We start from the raw sequence: 17890 nt of genomic DNA on the forward strand, positions 1-17890 counted from the left end.
ACGCCGAGGCGGAGAAGCCGAAGCGCCGCACTCGCAAGACCGCAGCGGCCAAGGTCGCCGACGCCGTCGAGGCCGAGGCCACCACGGAGGCCCCGGCCGCCGAAAAGCCGAAGCGCCGCACCCGTAAGGCTGCGGAGAAGGTCGTCGAGGCCGCCACCGTCGAGGTCGCCGCGACCGACGCCGAGGCGGAGAAGCCGAAGCGCCGCACTCGCAAGACCGCAGCGGCCAAGGTCGCCGACGCCGTCGAGGCCGAGGCCACCACGGAGGCCCCGGCCACCGAAAAGCCGAAGCGCCGCACCCGCAAGACCGCGGAAAAGGTCGCCGAAGCCGCCACCCCCGAGGTCACCGCGACCGACGCCGAAGCCGAGAAGCCCAAGCGCCGCACCCGCAAGACCGCGGCCAAGGCTCCGGCTGCGGCCGAGGCCGCCGAGGCCGGAATCCCGGCCCAGGCGACGGAGGAGTCCAAGCCCCGCCGTCGTACGCGCAAGGCCGCTGCCGCCCCGGCGGACACGGCCGAGGCCGAGGCGACCGCCCCGGCGCCGCGTCGTCGCACGCGCAAGAAGGCGGAATCCGTGGAGACTCCGGAGGGCTGACCTCCGGTCCCCTCCGTCCGGTTCTCCACCGGCCCGCCGTACAGAAGGCCCGTCCCCTCCGGGACGGGCCTTCTGGCGTCGGAGGGGAGCCACGCTGCCGCGACGCGCAGGTCACCCGTTAGCCTCGGCTCATGAGCAGGCCGCCGACCTTCGTCCCGCCCCCGTGCGCCAGCGCGCGGACCCTCCGCACCGAGCGGGGTGACTTCGCCGTTCTCGACGCGGTTCCGGCGGCAGGTGTCCGGCGCAGAGGCACTGTCCTCCTGCTCCCCGGCTTCACCGGCAGCAAGGAGGACTTCATCGCCCTCCTGGAGCCGCTGGCGGACGCGGGCTACCGCGCGGTGACCGTGGACGGGCGCGGGCAGTACGAGACGCCGGGCCCGGACGACGTGTCGGCGTACGCCCAGACGGAGCTGGCCCGGGACGTGCTGGCCCAGGCGGCCGCCCTGTCCGAGGCCCGCCCCCACCTCCTCGGCCACTCCCTCGGCGGCCAGATCGCCCGCGCCGCCGTGCTCCTCGAACCCCGCACCTTCGCCACCCTCACCCTGATGTCGTCGGGCCCCGCCGCGATCACCCCCGACCAGCAGACCCGCGCCAAGATGCTGGCGGACGCCCTCGCGGCGCTGTCCATGGACGAGGTGTGGCAGGCGATGCGGGCCATGGAGCCGCCGCCCCCGCAGGACGCGCAGACGGGCGAGGGCGAGGGCGATCCGGACTGCGAGGACGACGGCGAGGACGACAGCGAGGCCCTGCACGCCCGCTGGCTGCTGCACAGCCCGGCCCAGCTCATCGCCACCGGCAGGCAGCTCTCCGCGGAACCGGACCGCGTGGCCGAGCTCGCCGCGCTGCCGCTGCCCAAGCACGTCATCTCGGGCGAGCGCGACGACACCTGGCCCGTGCCGCTCATGGACGACATGGCCCACCGCCTGGCCGCCCACCGCACGGTGATCCACGGCGCCGAGCACTCCCCCAACACCGACCGCCCGGCGGAGACCGCCGCGGCTCTGGTCGACTTCTGGCACCGGCACTGAGGACACCGGCACGGCAGCGGGAGGGACCCTCAGTACTGCACCCTCAGTACTGCCCCCTCAGTACTGCGCCTGCAAGTGCTCCCAGAAGCCGTCCCGCAGCGCCCTGCGCAGATCGGACTGCCCGCGCAGCGAGTACTGCAGCAGCCGCTCCGCCTCCACCAGCAGGTCCTGGTCCACCGACCCGGGCAGATAGGGATGCCCGGGCAACAGCCCCACCAGGGCCTCGCGCCCCCGCGCCCCGAGCCACTTCGCGGCGATCTGCGCGCCGACGAAGCGGACGTCGTCACGGGAGGGGCGGTGCGCGGCGGTGCCCGTCTCGTACGCCGCGACGGTGCGCCGCACCACGTACGGCTTGAAGAAGTCGAGGTCGAACGTGCGCTGGCTGTCGACCTCCCAGAGCAGCGCCTCCGCCTGGTTGCGGCCGTCGGGGGCCTCGATGCCCCACAGGTGGACCCGCGCGCCGTAGCCCTGCGCCGCCTCGACGGCCGAGACCAGGTCCTCGTCGCCGCCGATGAGGGCCGCGTCGCTGACGGCGCGGTGCCTGGCGAGTGACTCCAGGTCACTGCGGATCAGGGAGTCGACGCCCTTCTGCTGGTTGTTGGCGTTGAGGTTGCCGAGCCTGACCTTGACGTCGGGCAGCTCCGCGATCGACTGCTGCTCGGTCGTGTGGATGCGGCGCCTGGCGCCGTCGTACCAGTAGACGCGCAGGAGTCGGCTGTCCGCGAAGATCGTCCGCGCCTTGTCGATGAGCGCCTCGATGAGGCCCTCCGCATCGAGGTCGAAGGCGCGCCGGTCCTCGGTTCCGGCGACCAGCCGGCCCGCCGCGGCGTAGAGATACCCGGCATCAACGAAGATCGCGTGCGTGGACGGTGTCTTCGCCACCTCGGCGAGCACCCGCTCCAGCAGGCTGTTGGTGCGCTCCAGCTGGGCGCTGATGTCGACTGCGCTGGGATCGGCGTCGTTCATATCGGTCCCAGTCTCCCGCTGGTCACGCAGCGAACACAACCGCTCTCGCTACTCACAAGTAATTAGGTTACCGAAAAATTTCTTTAGCGTAGGGAATGTTTGCAGGGGGCAACTCGTTGTACCCATCAGGAACACAGCAGTTCTCCTTGCAGGAGGATGACCAGACGAAGGGAGAAGCCCTATGCGCTTCGAAATCATGCGACTCGACGACGTCGACGGCTCCGCCGTGGACAGCACCGTCGTGGACGCCGCCTCCGTCAATCGGATCGTGCAGCAGGCCGCAGCGATCGGCCAGCGCATCTATATCCGACCGGCCGACACCTCGGCCTCGTAACGCAGACGTCGAAGGGCCCCCGTACGGAATCCGTACGGGGGCCCTTCGTATGTACGTGGACGGCCGGTACCGCAGTCAGAGCACCCGGGCTCCGCTCAGGCGCCCTTGATCACCTGCGTCACGCCGTTGATGATCTGCTGGACCGCGATGGCGGACAGCATCATGCCCGCCAGGCGCGTCACGAGCACCACGCCGCCGTCCTTGATCACGCGGATGATCAGCAGCGAGTACCGCATCACCAGCCACAGCACCACGTGCATGGCCACGATCGCCGCCCAGACGGAGATCTGCGTACCGACGCTGTCGGCGTCCTGGACGGCCAGGATGACCGAGACGATCGCGCCGGGACCCGCGAGCAGCGGCATGCCGAGCGGCACCAGCGCGACATTGACGTCCTTGGTCTGCTTCGGCTCGTCCGTCTTGCCGGTGAGCAGGTCGAGCGCGATGAGGAGCAGCAGCAGCCCGCCCGCGATCATCAGCGCGGGGACGGAGACATGCAGGTAGTTGAGGATCTGGTGGCCCACGAGGCCGAAGACCGAGATGACGCCGAAGGCGACGCAGACGGCCTGGAAGGCCATCCGCTGCTGCACCTTGGCGGGTCGGCCCGCGGTGAGACCGAGGAAGATCGGGGTGATCCCAGGAGGGTCCATAATCACAAAAAGCGTGAGAAAGAGGGATCCGAAAACGGCAACGTCGAACACAGTGATGGCCTTGCGGAGAGTCGTACGAAGGAGCCCGCGACGGACGGCCCCGGGCGCGGGGCACGGGCGACCGCCGTCACGGAACGGTGGGATGCGGTGAAGCGAGGTGGAGGGAGGTGAAGTGAGGTGGCGCGAAGGGCAGTGCCGCTCGATGCGGGCTGCTACGCGGCGGAGTGTCCGCCCGCGCCCGGCACCGGGAACGCGCCCGTCGCGCGGCGCGTGATCTCGCCGTAGATCTCGGGGTCGGTGGTGAACTCCCCGAGCACACACGTCTTGCGGCTGCCGTGGTAGTCGCTCGACCCGGTGACCAGCAGGCCGAGGTCCCCCGCGAGGGCGCGCAGCCGGGTGCGGGTCTCGGACGTGTGGTCCATGTGGTCGACCTCGATGCCGTCCAGACCGGCCGCCGCGAGGTCGGCTATCACGCTCTCGGACACGACCTTGCCGCGCTTGACGGCGCCGGGGTGCGCGAAGACGGTGACGCCACCGGCCGCCTTGACCAGGCGGATCGCGTCGAAGGGGTCGAGCTCGTGCTTGTCGGCGAACGCGCGGCCGCCGTCGGAGAGCCACTCGGGCGTGAAGGCGTCGGAGACGGTGGGCACGACGCCGAGATCGACGAGTGCCTCGGCGATGTGCGGGCGGCCCACGGAACCGTCGCCCGCGATGCGCGCGACCTGCTCCCAGGTCACCGGCACACCGAGCCCCTGCAGCTTGCCGATCATCGCCTTCGCGCGCGGCACCCGGTCGTCGCGGACCAGCTCGCACTCGCGGGCCAGCTCCGGCTCCTCGGGGTCGAAGAGGTAGGCCAGCATGTGCAGGCCCATGCCGTCGAGGTTGAAGGAGAGCTCGGCGCCGGTCACGAGGGCCAGGTCCGTCGGGAGCTCGCTCAGGGCCCGCTTCGCCTCGGCGTATCCCCGGGTGGTGTCGTGGTCGGTCAGCGCGACGACGTCGAGGCCTGCCGCCGCGGCGTTGCGGACCAGCTCGGCCGGGGTGTCCGTGCCGTCGGATGCGGTGGAGTGGGTGTGCAGATCGATGCGCACGACGCTGGCTCCAGTGCTCTGACGGGGCGAATGAGGGGACGCTCAAGGATAACGGGAGTCGGACGTCTCCCGGCCCGTCTCCGAAGAGGCATCGCTCACCACGCCGAGCGGCCCGCTCCGCACGAGGCCGACAGGGCCGCCCCGCTCACGGCATGAGCAGCCGCGGGGACAGCGCCCCGCACGGCAGCAGGTCCACCTCGGCGCCCGCGTCCCGCAGATCCGTGAGGACCAGCTCGTCGTACATGAGCAGGCCCGACTGCTCCGGCCACGCGATGGCCCACAGCCACAGGCCGCACGCCTCCCCCGCGAAGACGGCGCGGTCGTCCGGCGTCCCGGAGACGTGCCACATCGGCGTCGGCCGCCCGGCGGCGAGCACCTTGGTCTGCGGCGGCTTCTCGACGCTCATATGGGGGCCGGGGTCGGGGCCGTCGATGCCCGCGTACCGCGCGCCGAGGCCGACACCGAGCTCCTCGGCGACGAGCACCAGCTCACCGACGCCGCCGAGCGGCGCGGGCCCCGAGCAGGCCACGGCCGTCGCACGGCCGCCACTCCTGTCGTCCCCCGCGCAGGCCACGCCCGTGAACAGCCAGCCGACCGGCAGGGGCCACGGCATCCACACCGGGACCTGCGTGCGGTGCACCACGACCTGGAGGGCCTCGACGCTGGGCGGGATCACGGGCTGCAGCGGGTGCACCGTGCCGTGCACATCGCACTGCCAGGAGTCGGCAAAGAGACCGGGAGCCCTGACCCGGCCACCACACTTCGGGCAACTGGGTTCGCCCCTCATAGCGCTCAACGGTCCTCCCCGGTCGGCGCCCCGTCAAGGACGATCACCCGTCCGGTGGCGCTGTCACCAGGCAAAATTACATGTAGCTTGCACCAATTAGGCTCTCTAACTTAATATGTGTATACGTCAACGACTTCCGTGGAAGCGGCGGAAGCAGCGAAGGAGCGGCTGTATGAACAGCAGTACAGGGGGTCCCGCCGAAGGGGACCCGTTCGACGCCGGGGCGGGCAGCCTGCTGCGGCAGCCCAAAGCCGTGTGGGCCACGGCGGGCGCCTCCGTCGTCGCCTTCATGGGCATCGGGCTCGTCGACCCGATCCTGCCCTCCATCGCCAAGGGCCTGGACGCCGACGCGAGTCAGGTCTCCCTCCTCTTCACCTCGTACTTCCTGATCACCGCCGTCGCCATGCTGGTCACCGGCTTCGTCTCCAGCCGCATCGGCGGCAAGAAGACCCTGCTGCTCGGCCTCGCGCTCGTGGTCGTCTTCGCGGGGCTCTCCGGGACCTCGGGCTCGGTCGGTGAGCTCGTCGGGTTCCGGGCGGGCTGGGGCCTCGGCAACGCGCTCTTCGTCTCGACCGCCCTCGCCGTCATCGTCGGCGCCGCGGCCGGTGGCAGCGCGGCCGCGATCCTGCTGTACGAGTCGGCGCTGGGCCTCGGCATGGCGTGCGGACCGCTGGTCGGCGCCCTGCTCGGCGACGCCAGCTGGCGCTACCCCTTCTTCGGCACCGCCGCGCTGATGGCGATCGGCTTCCTCTGCATCACGGCGTTCCTCAAGGAGCAGCCGAAGCCCGCGCAGAAGACATCGCTGCTCGACCCGGTCAAGGCGCTCGGCCACGGCGGCCTCGCCTCCGCGGCGGCCTCGGCGTTCTTCTACAACTACACGTTCTTCACCGTGCTGGCCTTCACACCGTTCGTGCTGAACATGTCCCCCTACAAATCGGGCGCGGTGTTCTTCGCCTGGGGCGTGCTGCTCGCGGTGTTCTCGGTGCTCGTCGCGCCGCGGCTGCAGGCACGGTTCGGCTCGCTGAAGGTGCTCGGCGGCTCCCTGGTGCTGCTCGCCGTGGACGTACTGGTGCTCGGCTACGGCAACCACACCGTGGCCGTCGTCTGCACCATCCTGTCCGGCGCCTTCATCGGCGTGAACAACACCGTGTACACCGAGCTCGCCCTCGGGGTCTCCGACGCGCCGCGCCCGGTGGCCAGCGCGGGCTACAACTTCGTCCGGTGGTTCGCGGCCGCCGCCGCGCCGTTCTTCGCGCCGAAGATCGAGGAGTGGAGCAACATCCACATCCCGTTCGTGGTCGCGGCCGTCACCGCGGTGCTCGGCGCGGTCGTGGTGTGGGTGCGCAGGGATGCCCTCACCCACGAGGCCGAGGAACTCGAACCGCGGCACGCCACCGAGGACAGCGTGACGGTCTTCGCCAACTGAGCTTCCGGCGGCGGAACTTCAGTCCAGGGGCACGGACTTGCGCAGCGGATCGCGCAGGTCCGTTCCGCTGTTCAGCCAGCGCTCCTGGAGGGCCGCCGCGCCGTGCACCCGCTTCCACGCCGCCTCGTTCGGCGTCATGGGGAGCAGCGGCAGGAAACGTACGGGATCCATGGGCTCGTCCAGCGCGAGGTCCTCGAGCAGACCGCCGGACTCCGCCACGAGCACCGAGGTGAACGGCGCCCCCGGCCACAGCGGTTCACCCACGTCAAGGGATGCGCCCGGCGCCACGATCAGCCCCTCCACCTGGGGTGAGGCGGCGAGGACCGCGAGCGGCCGCAGCACCTTGTCCGTGTCGACGGTGCCGGTGAGTCCGCCTCGTACCGACAACACCAGCTCGGCGCGCGGCCCCTTGACCGGATCGGCCAGCGCGGCGGTGGGGTCGGCCATGGGCTGGGCCGACATCCCGAGCGTGGCATAGCGCACCACGTCGCCGTCCGTGAACCGCAACACTTCGATGCGGTCGGTCCCGAGGAAGGTCACCGCGGCGCGCGCGTCAGGTTCCCCCAGGCCAGTGCGGAAACGGGCCTCGACCAGCGCAAGAACATCAGCCATGACGCGAGCATAGAACTCGTCAGGGGCGGGCAAAGCGGGGGCTTGACACTTCTGTCGGCTGATAGTGTTGGCCGCTGGCTCAGGGCAGCACGCAGAAGCGTCGCTTTCAAGCCCTGCAGACAGACACTGACTTTGCGCCACGGGCGTGAAGGGCGCATGGGACTTCCCTTACGGGGGACCGGCCGGAGGAGGTGGGGCTGCAATGGACCGAAGTCGACCGTGCAGTACCACCCGCTCTTCCGCCCGGTGATTCACGCAGCCCCGTAGCTGCGCGAGCACACGCACGCACCGCGAGCACCGTTCGTGCCGTGTGCGTCGGAAGAGCACTTCGTTCCCACCTGATCTGTCTGAGATTCCTGATCTGTGTCAGTAGCGAAGCTGCCACCGCGACGGTGCGGTGCTCCCCGCTTTGTGGACGTGCCAAACATTCCGCAGTAGGACGTCCCCATTCCGGGCAGTTCCAACCGTCGCCGGCGGCCTCCTTCGAAGGAGCCTGCCCATGTCGATGATCCGCGACCTTCGTGCCGCCGTCCGCCCCTCGCTGCGCAAGGACGGCACCGCCTATCCCTCCTCCCCCGCCTCCTACGACACCTACGACGCCACCCGCGACGCCGCGTCGGCCGTCGTCGACTGCGCCGTCTACCGCGACGGGAGCCGTCTGGAGTGCGCCGACGCCCTCACGCCGCACGAGGCGATGCTCGAGGTGCGCCGCAGGGGCGGCTTCGCCTGGATCGGCCTGCACGAGCCGACCGAGGCCGAATTCGCCGGAATCGCCGCCGAGTTCGGGCTGCACCCGCTCGCCGTCGAAGACGCCGTCCACGCCCACCAGCGGCCCAAGCTGGAGCGGTACGACGACACGCTGTTCACCGTCTTCAAGACCATCCACTACGTCGAGCACACCGAACTCACCGCCACCAGCGAGGTCGTGGAGACCGGCGAGGTGATGTGCTTCACCGGCCGGGACTTCTTCATCACCGTCCGGCACGGCGGCCACGGCTCGCTGCGCGCCCTGCGGCGCCGCCTCCAGGACGACCCCGAGCTGCTCGCCAAGGGCCCCTCCGCCGTCCTGCACACCATCGCCGACCACGTCGTCGACGGCTACATCGCGGTCGCCGACGCCATGCAGGACGACATCGACGACGTGGAGAGCGAGGTGTTCTCCGCGCCGAGCAAGGGCAAGGGGACCTCGCGCGGCGTCGACGCCGGGCGGATCTACCAGCTCAAGCGCGAGGTCCTGGAGTTCAAGCGCGCCGTCTCGCCGCTCCTGCGCCCGATGCTGCTGCTCAGTGAGCGGCCGATGCGGCTCGTCGACCCCGACATCCAGAAGTACTTCCGCGACGTCGCCGACCACCTCACGCGCGTCCAGGAACAGGTCATCGGCTTCGACGAGTTGCTCAACTCGATCCTGCAGGCCAACCTCGCGCAGGCCGCCGTCGCGCAGAACGAGGACATGCGCAAGATCACCTCGTGGGCGGCGATCATCGCCGTCCCGACGGCCGTCTGCGGGATCTACGGCATGAACTTCAAGCACATGCCCGAGCTCCAGTGGCGCTACGGCTACCCGATGGTGCTCGCCCTCATCGGCGGCGTCTGCTTCGCGATCCACCGGACCCTGAAGCGCAACGGCTGGCTGTGACCCCCACTCGGTAGGCTGCCGCCATGACTGCTGACCCGCTGCTCGACCGCGCCCTCGTCGAGGAGGCCACCAAGAAGTCCGGCCTCGTCTGGGTCCAGGGCGCGGGCTCGCCCGCTCGGGCGCTCTGGCACGTCTGGTACGAGGGTGCGGTGCATCTCGTCGGCGACGGGCCCGGCGAGCAGCCGCTGCCGGGGCTCGTCGACGGGGGCACCGCGGAAGTGACCGTGCGCAGCAAGGACAAGGGCGGGCGGGTCGTCGCCTGGACCGCGGCGGTCGCCGAGCTCGCGCCCGGCTCCGAGGAGTGGGAGGCGGCGGTCGCGGAGCTCAAGGGGAAGCGGTTGAACGCGCCGGATGCGGAGCGGGTCACCGTGCGGTGGGCTGAGCAGTGTCGGGTCGTCCGGCTCACGCCGCGTGACGGGGTGAGCGCGTTGCCCTCGGGGTCCCTGGCGGCTGTGCCCCTGCCCACGGGGGCTACGACTCGGCAGCCGGTGCCGGATGCGCTGCCGCGGCTGCTCTTCAAGCGCAAGCGCCGTTGAGGGCTGGGTCGCTCTGCTCTGCGGGTGCGTTGTGGCTGGTCGCGCAGTTCCCCGCGCCCCTGAGGCCTGCCCCTGCGGGGCTTGCCTCACCCGGCCCCCGTCAGGACGTCGGGAGTTGTTTTCCGTAGTCGACCATTTCGTCCTTGCCCGGCTCCTGCAAGGAGAAGTCCTTGTTCCAGTCGGTGAGTTTGAGGGTGCCCGCGCCGCCGCCGCGGTCCAGGCGCAAGGGGTACGGCTTGCCGTCCAGGGAGACGGAGAGCGTGCCGCCCGCGCCGTCGTCGCCGGTGATCTTGATGCTGCGCAGCGAGCCCGTCTTGCCGCGGTCGCCCACGGCGAGCTTGCCGTGCAGGGTGAGCATGCCGTCCAGGAGCTTGTCCTTGTCCGTGAAGCCGCCCAGCTGCTGGTAGGCAGGGTCGCCCTGCGGGACCTTCACGTACTTGCCGTCCAGCTTGGCCGCGGCCGTCGCGTCCGACTGCCCGGACTTTCCGTCGCCCTTTCCGCCGTCGTGCGTCCAGAACTCCGTGTCGGCCTTCAGATACAGCTGCTCGCCGACCCTCAGCAGCTGGAAGGTCTGCCCCTTGGAGGTGACCGAGCCGGTGCCGCCCTCGCCCTTGAGGCGCATGTCGAGGGTGTACGTGTGGCTCTTGCTGACCACCGTGCCGGAGAGCCGCACCGCCGACGCCGCCCCGGCCGCCGTGCCCGCCTTGCCCTGGATCTTCGACGCGGAGAGCTTCCCGACGCCGTTCGTGCCCGCGTCCGGGTCCTCACTGCTGCTGCAGCCCGCCAGACTCGTCACCGCCACCGCCAGGCCCGCGCACATCGCACTCACGAACGCTGCCCTGCGGGCGCGGCTGGCCAGGGGATGAGCGGTCACAGGTGGCGCTGCCTCTCGTGCGGACGACCTCTACGGCTTCGGCAGTACGGCAGCGTACCTGTGTCGGCGCAGCCGGTCGGCGGCAGTCCGTCCGGACCCTCCGCCGGGGCGTATCCGACCGGGACGGGCTAGCCTGAAGCCCGTATTGACGGACCAACCGGCATGAAACCCCCGGCCTGAAGGAGGCGCTCGCATGGCGGCAGGTGCCCCCAGGGTCTTCGTCTCACACCTCTCCGGCACCCCCGTCTTCGATCCGAACGGCGACCAGGTGGGCCGGGTGCGCGATCTGGTCGCGATGCTCAGGGTCGGCAGGCGGCCGCCCAGGCTCCTCGGCCTCGTCGTCGAGCTCTCGACCCGGCGCCGCATCTTCCTGCCGATGACCCGCGTCACCGGCATCGAGTCGGGCCAGGTCATCACCACCGGAGTGGTGAACGTGCGGCGCTTCGAGCAGCGGCCCACCGAGCGGCTCGTCCTCGGCGAGATGCTCGACCGGCGGGTGCGGCTCGTCGGCACCGGCGACACCGATAACACCGACAATGAGGTCACCGTCCTCGACGTATCGATTCAGCAGCTCCCCGCCCGCCGCGACTGGGAGATCGACCGGGTCTTCGTACGGAAGGGCAAGGGCGGCACCTTCCGGCGCAAGGGCGAGACGCTCACCGTCGACTGGTCCGCCGTGGACGGCTTCTCCCTGGAGGAGCACGGACAGGGCGCCGAGAGCCTGCTGGCCACCTTCGAGCAGCTGCGCCCCGCCGACCTCGCCAACGTGCTGCACCACCTCTCCCCCAAACGGCGGACCGAGGTGGCCGCCGCCCTCGACGACGACCGGCTCGCCGACGTCCTGGAGGAGCTCCCCGAGGACGACCAGATCGAGATCCTCGGAAAGCTCAAGGAGGAGCGCGCGGCCGACGTCCTGGAGGCCATGGACCCGGACGACGCGGCCGACCTCCTGGCCGAGCTGCCGGAGGAGGACAAGGAGCGGCTGCTCACGCTGATGCAGCCCGGCGACGCGGCGGACGTGCGGCGTCTGATGGCGTACGAGGAGCGCACGGCAGGCGGCATGATGACCACCGAGCCGATCGTGCTGCGGCCCGACTCGACGGTCGCCGACGCGCTCGCCAGGGTGCGGCAGCAGGACCTCTCCCCCGCGCTCGCCGCGCAGGTGTACGTGTGCCGCCCGCCCGACGAGACGCCGACGGGCAAGTACCTGGGCACCGTGCACTTCCAGCGTCTCCTTCGCGATCCGCCGTACACGCTGGTCGGCTCGATCCTGGACGACGATCTGCTGCCGCTCGCGCCCGGCACCACGCTGCCTGCCGTCGCCGGGTACTTCGCGACGTACGACATGGTGGCGGCCCCCGTCGTCGACGAGAGCGGCTCGCTGCTCGGGGCGATCACCGTCGACGACGTGCTCGACCACATGCTGCCGGACGACTGGCGCGAGACGGAGTTCCACTTCGAGGAGGAAGGGGCGGTCCATGGCGGCTGACCGCGAGCGCGAGAACCGTCCCGAGCCGCGCACCCCGCGATTCCGCCTCGACCAGCCGAGGCCGCCGCGCAACAGGCTCCTGCCCGAGTACGACCCGGAGGCGTTCGGGCGGCTCTCGGAGCGCATCGCGCGGTTCCTGGGCACCGGCAGGTTCATCGTCTGGATGACGGTCGTCATCATCCTGTGGGTGGTGTGGAACATCGCCGCCCCCGACCACCTGCGCTTCGACCAGTACCCGTTCATCTTCCTGACGCTGATGCTGTCGCTGCAGGCGTCGTACGCCGCCCCGCTGATCCTCCTCGCGCAGAACCGCCAGGACGACCGCGACCGCGTCAACCTCGAACAGGACCGCAAGCAGAACGAGCGGTCCATCGCGGACACCGAGTACCTCACCCGGGAGATCGCCTCGCTGCGCATGGGCCTCGGCGAGGTAGCGACCCGCGACTGGATCCGCTCCGAGCTACAGGACCTGGTCAAGGAGTTGGAGGAGCAGCGCGCGGTATTCCCGTCGGAGCGCTCGCGCGGAAGTGATGTAGGCGACCGCTGACATACCTTTCCGGGGCGGGGTTACCGCGCCGTACTATCGGTCTTATGGCTACGGAAGACGCGGTGCGTGAAGCACTGGCGACGGTGAACGACCCCGAGATCCAGCGACCCATCACCGAACTGGGGATGGTCAAATCGGTGGACATCTCCGCCGAGGGGGCGGTAGCGGTCACCGTGTACCTGACCGTCTCCGGCTGCCCCATGCGCGAGACCATCACCAAGAACGTGACCGACGCGGTCGCGGCCGTCGAGGGTGTCACGGACGTCACCGTGACCCTGGACGTGATGGGCGACGAGCAGCGCAAGGAGCTGGCGGCCGCGCTGCGCGGCGGCACCGCCGAGCGCGAGGTCCCCTTCGCCCAGCCCGGCTCCCTGACCCGGGTCTACGCGGTCGCGTCCGGCAAGGGCGGGGTCGGCAAGTCCTCGGTGACGGTGAACCTCGCGGCCGCGATGGCCGCCGACGGCCTGAAGGTCGGCGTCGTGGACGCCGACATCTACGGCCACTCGGTGCCCCGCATGCTGGGCGCCGACGGCAAGCCCACCCAGGTCGAGAACATGATCATGCCGCCGTCGGCGAACGGCGTGAAGGTCATCTCCATCGGCATGTTCACGCCGGGCAACGCGCCGGTCGTGTGGCGCGGCCCGATGCTGCACCGCGCGCTCCAGCAGTTCCTCGCGGACGTCTTCTGGGGCGACCTGGACGTGCTGCTCCTCGACCTGCCGCCGGGCACGGGCGACATCGCGATCTCGGTCGCGCAGCTCGTCCCGAACGCCGAGATCCTGGTCGTGACGACGCCCCAGCAGGCGGCCGCCGAGGTCGCCGAGCGCGCCGGGTCCATCGCCGTCCAGACCCACCAGAAGATCGTCGGCGTCGTCGAGAACATGTCGGGCCTGCCCTGCCCGCACTGCGGCGAGATGGTCGACGTGTTCGGCACGGGCGGCGGCCAGCGGGTCGCCGAGGGCCTCACGAAGACGACGGGCGCGACGGTGCCGGTCCTCGGCTCCATCCCGATCGACGTCCGGCTCCGGGAGGGCGGCGACGAGGGCAAGCCCGTCGTCCTGACCGACCCCGACTCCCCGGCGGGCGCGGCGCTGCACGCCATCGCGGGCAAGCTGGGCGGCCGCCAGCGCGGCCTGTCGGGCATGTCGCTGGGCATCACGCCGCGCAACAAGTTCTGAGGAACGCCTGGGAGCGCCCCGTAAGGGGCGCGGGGAACTGCGCGACCAGCCACAGCGGCCCCGCAGACGAACCACGAGCACGTCCTTCGGAAAGGGGGGCGCCGTCATTCCGACGGCGCCCCCTTCTCCGCTCAGCCCGCCGCCCTAGGCGTACGCGCCAATGTCCTTGATCACTGAGAAGCCCAGGCCGTACGCGCTCATGCCGCGGCCGTAGGCGCCCAGGTGCACGCCCTCCTTCGTGGAGCCCGCGAGGACCCAGCCGTACTCGGACTCGCGGTAGTGGAAGGGCGTCGGCACCCCGTCCACCGGCAGGGACAGCGTCGACCAGTCGGAGCCCTCCAGGTCGTCGGCGAGCACCCAGGCGGTCTCCGTCTGCTGGTCCAGCCAGTCGTCGCGCAGGGTGTGGTCCATCTGGCCGGGCCAGGTGAAGGACAGCAGGCCGACCCCGGCGAGCCAGGCCGCCGAGGAGACCGAGGTGGCCTCCAGGACGCCCGTGCCGTCCGCGGTGCGCCGCACCGGGTTGGCCGCGACGGTCACCACGACCGCGAAGCGCTCCTTGTCACTGTTGCCGAGGCTGCCCTCGCCACGGACCGACGGCTCGTCGCCGTGTCCTATCGAACCGTGCTCCACGGTCCCGTCCGCCGTCGCGCCGACCTGCATCAGCCAGCGCCGCCCCGTGAAGGCCTCGTCGAGGCCGTACCAGGGGAAGGGCGCCAGCAGGTAGCCGTCGACCGTGCGTCGGGCGGTCGGCACCGCTTGTGCGGTGCCTTCCGCGGTCGGCGCCTGCGCGCCCACCCGACTTGTCGTCTCCATGTACCCGGCCGCCTCCTCGCTCTCGTGTGTCCGGAGCGGCCCGCCCCCCTCGGGCGTCCTCACGCCGGACAACAAGGCAGGATAGCCACACCTGTTGGCGGGGGCAGTCCAGGCGAGGTCTCAGGTGGCGTCCGCGTCGAACGGCGGACGGTCGCCGGAGTCGAGCTTCTGGGGCTCCGCGGGCTTCTTCTGCATGTCGACGCGGGCACCGCCGGACGCTCCGCCGGACGAGGCCGCGGAGGTCTCCTTACCTGTGTCGGAGGAGTCGCTGTCGCGGCCGTGCACGGCGTCCGCGACCTCGTTCATCTCCTTCTTCAGGTCGAAGCCGTTGCGGATTTCCTTGAGCCCGAGCTCGTCGTTGTCGAGCTGCTTGCGGATGAACTTCTTGGGGTTCAGGTCGTCGAACTCGAAGTCCTTGAACTCCGGACCCAGCTCATCGCGGATGTCCGCTTTCGCGCTGTCGGAGAACTCGCGGATCTTGCGGATGGTGCGGGAGATGTCCTGAATGACCTTCGGCAGCTTGTCCGGACCGAAGATGAGCACGGCGAGGACGACCAGCGTCACTATCTCGAGTGCGCCAATGTCATTGAACACCTGGAACTCCTTGCGATGTCCTCAGCCCGCAGCAGGTCGTCGGCAACAGGTCGTCGTCCGAGGTCTGGACCGTGACCACGGTACCCGGCGCTGATGTATGTCCGGTAGCCGCTGCACGACAACCCGGTCCACCGTGGCCAGTCCTTTACTCAGCTACCACCGGCCGAACCGAGCACCAGGGTCACCTCGCGGTCGTTGCCGTCGCGCTCGACGGTGAGCCGCAGTCGGTCCTTCGGACGGTGCGCGCGGACCTTGACGATCAGTTCGTCGCTGGAGTGCACCGCGCGGCCGTCGACCTCGGTGATGACGTCGCCGGGCTTCAGTCCCGCCTCGTCACCGGGGCCGTTCCTGTTGACCGACGGGCCGCCGTTCTTGCCCTTGTCCGCTATCCGGGCCCCGTCGCCGTTGAACTCCGTGTCGAGCGTGACGCCTATCACGGGGTGCGTGGCCCTGCCGAAGTTGATCAGCTCTTCGGCGACGCGCTTGCCCTGGTTGATCGGGATGGCGAAGCCGAGGCCGATGGAGCCCGCCTGGCCGCCGCCCTGGTCCGAGCCGTCGTCCGCGGAGCGTATGGCGCTGTTGATGCCGATGACGCGGGCCTTGGCGTCGACCAGGGGGCCGCCTGAGTTGCCCGGGTTGATGGGGGCGTCGGTCTGCAGGGCGTCCACGTACGAGATGTCGCTGCCGTCGCCCTTCTCGCCGCCCGCGGTGATGGGCCGCTCCTTGGCGCTGATGATCCCGGAGGTGACCGTGTTCTCCAGGTCGAAGGGGGCGCCGATGGCCACGACCGTGTCGCCGACCTGGACGTTCTCGGAGTTGCCGAGGGGCAGGGGCTTCAGACCGCGGACGCCGCTCACCTTGACGACCGCGAGGTCGTAGCCGGAGTCGCGGCCGACGACCTCGGCCTTGGCGGTCTCGCCGCCGCTGAAGGTCACGGAGACCTCGCCGCCGGTGCCCGCGGGCTCGACGACGTGGTTGTTGGTGAGGATGTGGCCCTTGCCGTCGAGGACGAACCCGGTGCCGGTGCCCTGCGCGGAGTCGCCGCTGACGTGCAGCGTCACGACGCCGGGCAGGGTGGCCGACGCGATGCCCGCGACGCTGCCCTTGGGCCGGTCGGCGGACTCGGCGTCCGCCTGCCGCAACTCGACGTCCCCGCTCCCGTTGCGCTCCAGATACGCACCGGTCGCACCGCCGATGAGCCCCGAAAGCAGCGCGATGAGGGCAACCCCGACGAACAACACCCGCCGCCCCCGCTTGTCCCGCTTCTCCCGAGTCTCGGGCGGCACCGAGCCGACCTGCTGAAGGGGAGCGTTCCAGGGGTCGTAGGGCTGCCGAGGCGGCACGGTTTGCGAGGCCGCGGGGGGTGTGGGGGGTGCGGTGGCCTGGGGGGCTTGGGCGGCTTGGGCGGCCTGGGGGTGGGAATGGGGTGCGTGTGGCTGGGGTTGGGGCTGCTGTTGCGACTGGGCTGCGTTTGGCTGGGGCTGTTGCGGCAGGTGCGGGGCGGGGCCGGGGGTGCCGTGTGGCGGGGTGCCCTGGCCAGGCCCCGGGGTGCCGTGCGGCGGGGTGCCTTGGGCGGGGGCGAGGGTGCCGTGCGGCGGAGTGCCCTGGGCAGGCCCGGACGTGCCGTGCGGCGGAGTGCCGGGGGCGTGCGCGGGCGTGCCGTGGGCGGGCGTGCCGCCGTGCGGGGGCTGGGCGGGCGTGCCGTGGGCGGGGCCCGGGGTGCCGTGCGGCGGGGTGCCTTGGGCGGGCCCAGGCGTGCCGTGCGGCGGAGTGCCCTGGGCGGGCCCGGGCGTGCCGTGTGGCGGGGTGCCGCCGCCGTGCGGGGCCGTGGAGAGGGGCGTGCCGTGGGCCGGGGTCGCCGCGGGGTGCTGGACCGGAGGCGCGGGTGCCCACGGGCCCGGTTCGCCGTAGGGCGGGGTGCCGTACGGGTCCGGGTCGTGGAGGGGGCGGGGCCGCTCCGCAGGGCCGGGTCCCTGCGCCGGAACCGGTGCGGACGGGACGTCGGCGCCCGGTATGGGCCCACTGGGCGTGGCATTCTGCGGGGCTTGATCGGCGACCGGGGCGGACGGGAACGCGGCGGTCGGCGCCGGGGCGGCGGGGCCGGGCGGCGGCACGTCCTGCGGCGCCGGAGCCAGCGGGAAGTCGGACGGATCGGCCGGGGCGTCCGGGATGCCCTGCGCCGGGGCGTCAGAGCCCGGCAGCGTCACATCCTGCGGCGCCGGGACCAGCGGGAAGTCGGACGGATCGGCCGGGGCGTCCGGGATGCCCTGCGCCGGGGCGTCAGAGCCCGGCAGCGTCACGTCCTGCGGAGCCGGAGCCAGCGCGAAGTCGGACGGATCGGCCAGGGCGTCCGAGGTGCCCTGCGGCTGGGCGTCAGAGCCCGGCGACGTCACGTCCTGCGGCGCCGGAGCCAGCGGGAAGTCAGACAGATCGGCCGGGGCGGCGGGGCCGGGCGGTGTCGCGTCGTGCGGGGGCTGCGTGGGGGCCGGGGGCGGCACGGACGACTCGTCCGGCACTCCCCGCTCTTCCGGCCGCGGGCGGCTCCACCAGTTCGCCTTCGTGGGCTTCCCGTCGTCCATGTTCTCCCCACAACTGGCCCGCGGCGGACGCCGTTTGCATGCTCAACCCCGTGACCGCCGAATCCCCGGCGGGCACGGCCCACCGAGGATTCAACCAGGTTCGCCCACGGAAGCGCAGGGCACCGTCGCGTCAGTGAATCTGCGACGTGCCCTTCAGCGG

The 17890-nt window shown here is 71.2% G+C and carries 17 protein-coding genes and 1 pseudogene; 9 read left to right on the top strand and 9 right to left on the bottom strand.

What is annotated here, in order from left to right; all coding sequences use genetic code 11:
* Positions 1-593: pseudogene (locus ABZV77_RS04655) on the top strand (hypothetical protein); the annotation flags it as partial.
* Positions 594-724: 131 nt separating this feature from the next.
* A complete protein-coding gene (locus ABZV77_RS04660; protein WP_356250309.1) occupies positions 725-1621 on the top strand; it encodes an alpha/beta hydrolase in 897 nt (298 codons plus the stop codon).
* Positions 1622-1678: 57 nt separating this feature from the next.
* Here ABZV77_RS04660 and ABZV77_RS04665 read toward each other — a convergent pair whose 3' ends face one another.
* The gene (locus ABZV77_RS04665) at positions 1679-2587 is read right to left on the bottom strand and encodes an NYN domain-containing protein (RefSeq protein ID WP_356250311.1); all 909 of its coding nucleotides are present in this window, start codon (positions 2585-2587) and stop codon (positions 1679-1681) included.
* 181 nt (positions 2588-2768) lie between these two features.
* Between ABZV77_RS04665 and ABZV77_RS04670 the strand changes: the two genes are divergently transcribed.
* Positions 2769-2921 (top strand): hypothetical protein, encoded by a 153-nt coding sequence (locus tag ABZV77_RS04670; protein ID WP_266659153.1) that lies wholly within the window; start codon positions 2769-2771, stop codon positions 2919-2921.
* A 95-nt stretch (positions 2922-3016) separates the two neighbouring features.
* On the opposite strand, the gene ABZV77_RS04675 is transcribed toward ABZV77_RS04670, so the two are convergent.
* The 3 genes from ABZV77_RS04675 to ABZV77_RS04685 form a co-directional block, all read right to left on the bottom strand.
* Complete coding sequence (locus ABZV77_RS04675) at positions 3017-3622, bottom strand: MarC family protein (protein ID WP_356250313.1); 606 nt, start codon at positions 3620-3622, stop codon at positions 3017-3019.
* Positions 3623-3783: 161 nt separating this feature from the next.
* A complete protein-coding gene (locus ABZV77_RS04680) occupies positions 3784-4659 on the bottom strand; it encodes a PHP domain-containing protein (RefSeq protein WP_356250315.1) in 876 nt (291 codons plus the stop codon).
* 145 nt (positions 4660-4804) lie between these two features.
* Positions 4805-5446, bottom strand: a complete 642-nt coding sequence (locus ABZV77_RS04685) for a DUF6758 family protein (RefSeq protein WP_356250317.1) — start codon at positions 5444-5446, stop codon at positions 4805-4807.
* 172 nt (positions 5447-5618) lie between these two features.
* Between ABZV77_RS04685 and ABZV77_RS04690 the strand changes: the two genes are divergently transcribed.
* A complete protein-coding gene (locus tag ABZV77_RS04690) occupies positions 5619-6872 on the top strand; it encodes an MFS transporter (protein WP_356250319.1) in 1254 nt (417 codons plus the stop codon).
* A gap of 18 nt (positions 6873-6890) precedes the next feature.
* Here ABZV77_RS04690 and ABZV77_RS04695 read toward each other — a convergent pair whose 3' ends face one another.
* Complete coding sequence (locus ABZV77_RS04695; RefSeq protein ID WP_356250320.1) at positions 6891-7484, bottom strand: suppressor of fused domain protein; 594 nt, start codon at positions 7482-7484, stop codon at positions 6891-6893.
* 499 nt (positions 7485-7983) lie between these two features.
* Between ABZV77_RS04695 and ABZV77_RS04700 the strand changes: the two genes are divergently transcribed.
* Entirely contained in the window at positions 7984-9120 is a 1137-nt protein-coding gene (locus ABZV77_RS04700; RefSeq protein ID WP_356250322.1) for a magnesium and cobalt transport protein CorA, read from the top strand.
* Between the two features lie 23 nt (positions 9121-9143).
* Complete coding sequence (locus tag ABZV77_RS04705) at positions 9144-9656, top strand: hypothetical protein (RefSeq protein ID WP_356250324.1); 513 nt, start codon at positions 9144-9146, stop codon at positions 9654-9656.
* Positions 9657-9756: 100 nt separating this feature from the next.
* On the opposite strand, the gene ABZV77_RS04710 is transcribed toward ABZV77_RS04705, so the two are convergent.
* The gene (locus ABZV77_RS04710; RefSeq protein ID WP_356250326.1) at positions 9757-10530 is read right to left on the bottom strand and encodes a hypothetical protein; all 774 of its coding nucleotides are present in this window, start codon (positions 10528-10530) and stop codon (positions 9757-9759) included.
* 193 nt (positions 10531-10723) lie between these two features.
* Here ABZV77_RS04710 and ABZV77_RS04715 point away from each other — a divergent pair, with 193 nt between their 5' ends.
* From ABZV77_RS04715 to ABZV77_RS04725, 3 genes are read left to right on the top strand one after another with little or no spacing between them, the layout of a single operon-like run.
* Complete coding sequence (locus tag ABZV77_RS04715) at positions 10724-12019, top strand: CBS domain-containing protein (RefSeq protein WP_356250328.1); 1296 nt, start codon at positions 10724-10726, stop codon at positions 12017-12019.
* Positions 12009-12566, top strand: a complete 558-nt coding sequence (locus ABZV77_RS04720; protein WP_356250330.1) for a DUF1003 domain-containing protein — start codon at positions 12009-12011, stop codon at positions 12564-12566. The genes ABZV77_RS04715 and ABZV77_RS04720 overlap by 11 nt, the downstream gene beginning before the upstream one ends.
* 44 nt (positions 12567-12610) lie before the next feature.
* Positions 12611-13744 (top strand): Mrp/NBP35 family ATP-binding protein, encoded by a 1134-nt coding sequence (locus tag ABZV77_RS04725; RefSeq protein WP_356250332.1) that lies wholly within the window; start codon positions 12611-12613, stop codon positions 13742-13744.
* A gap of 144 nt (positions 13745-13888) precedes the next feature.
* Here the strand turns inward: ABZV77_RS04725 and ABZV77_RS04730 are convergent, their stop codons facing one another.
* The 3 genes from ABZV77_RS04730 to ABZV77_RS04740 all read right to left on the bottom strand — a co-directional run bounded on the left by ABZV77_RS04730 (position 13889) and on the right by ABZV77_RS04740 (position 17730).
* The gene (locus ABZV77_RS04730; protein ID WP_356250334.1) at positions 13889-14557 is read right to left on the bottom strand and encodes a hypothetical protein; all 669 of its coding nucleotides are present in this window, start codon (positions 14555-14557) and stop codon (positions 13889-13891) included.
* Positions 14558-14677: 120 nt separating this feature from the next.
* Entirely contained in the window at positions 14678-15151 is a 474-nt protein-coding gene (locus tag ABZV77_RS04735; protein ID WP_356250336.1) for a sec-independent translocase, read from the bottom strand.
* A gap of 149 nt (positions 15152-15300) precedes the next feature.
* Positions 15301-17730: a trypsin-like peptidase domain-containing protein gene (locus ABZV77_RS04740; protein ID WP_356250338.1), complete on the bottom strand. Its 2430-nt coding sequence runs from the start codon at positions 17728-17730 to the stop codon at positions 15301-15303.
* Positions 17731-17890: the final 160 nt, after the last annotated feature.

Origin of the sequence: Streptomyces sp. NPDC004732, assembly GCF_040609235.1 — a bacterium.
GTDB lineage: Bacteria > Actinomycetota > Actinomycetes > Streptomycetales > Streptomycetaceae > Streptomyces.

Coding starts and splice junctions, on each gene's coding strand:
- ABZV77_RS04660 (WP_356250309.1), top strand. CDS start 725: ATGAGCAGGCCGCCGACCTTCGTCCCGCCCCCGTGCGCCAGCGCGCGG.
- ABZV77_RS04665 (WP_356250311.1), bottom strand. CDS start 2,587: ATGAACGACGCCGATCCCAGCGCAGTCGACATCAGCGCCCAGCTGGAG.
- ABZV77_RS04670 (WP_266659153.1), top strand. CDS start 2,769: ATGCGCTTCGAAATCATGCGACTCGACGACGTCGACGGCTCCGCCGTG.
- ABZV77_RS04685 (WP_356250317.1), bottom strand. CDS start 5,446: ATGAGGGGCGAACCCAGTTGCCCGAAGTGTGGTGGCCGGGTCAGGGCT.
- ABZV77_RS04690 (WP_356250319.1), top strand. CDS start 5,619: ATGAACAGCAGTACAGGGGGTCCCGCCGAAGGGGACCCGTTCGACGCC.
- ABZV77_RS04695 (WP_356250320.1), bottom strand. CDS start 7,484: ATGGCTGATGTTCTTGCGCTGGTCGAGGCCCGTTTCCGCACTGGCCTG.
- ABZV77_RS04700 (WP_356250322.1), top strand. CDS start 7,984: ATGTCGATGATCCGCGACCTTCGTGCCGCCGTCCGCCCCTCGCTGCGC.
- ABZV77_RS04705 (WP_356250324.1), top strand. CDS start 9,144: ATGACTGCTGACCCGCTGCTCGACCGCGCCCTCGTCGAGGAGGCCACC.
- ABZV77_RS04715 (WP_356250328.1), top strand. CDS start 10,724: ATGGCGGCAGGTGCCCCCAGGGTCTTCGTCTCACACCTCTCCGGCACC.
- ABZV77_RS04720 (WP_356250330.1), top strand. CDS start 12,009: ATGGCGGCTGACCGCGAGCGCGAGAACCGTCCCGAGCCGCGCACCCCG.
- ABZV77_RS04725 (WP_356250332.1), top strand. CDS start 12,611: ATGGCTACGGAAGACGCGGTGCGTGAAGCACTGGCGACGGTGAACGAC.
- ABZV77_RS04730 (WP_356250334.1), bottom strand. CDS start 14,557: ATGGAGACGACAAGTCGGGTGGGCGCGCAGGCGCCGACCGCGGAAGGC.
- ABZV77_RS04740 (WP_356250338.1), bottom strand. CDS start 17,730: ATGGACGACGGGAAGCCCACGAAGGCGAACTGGTGGAGCCGCCCGCGG.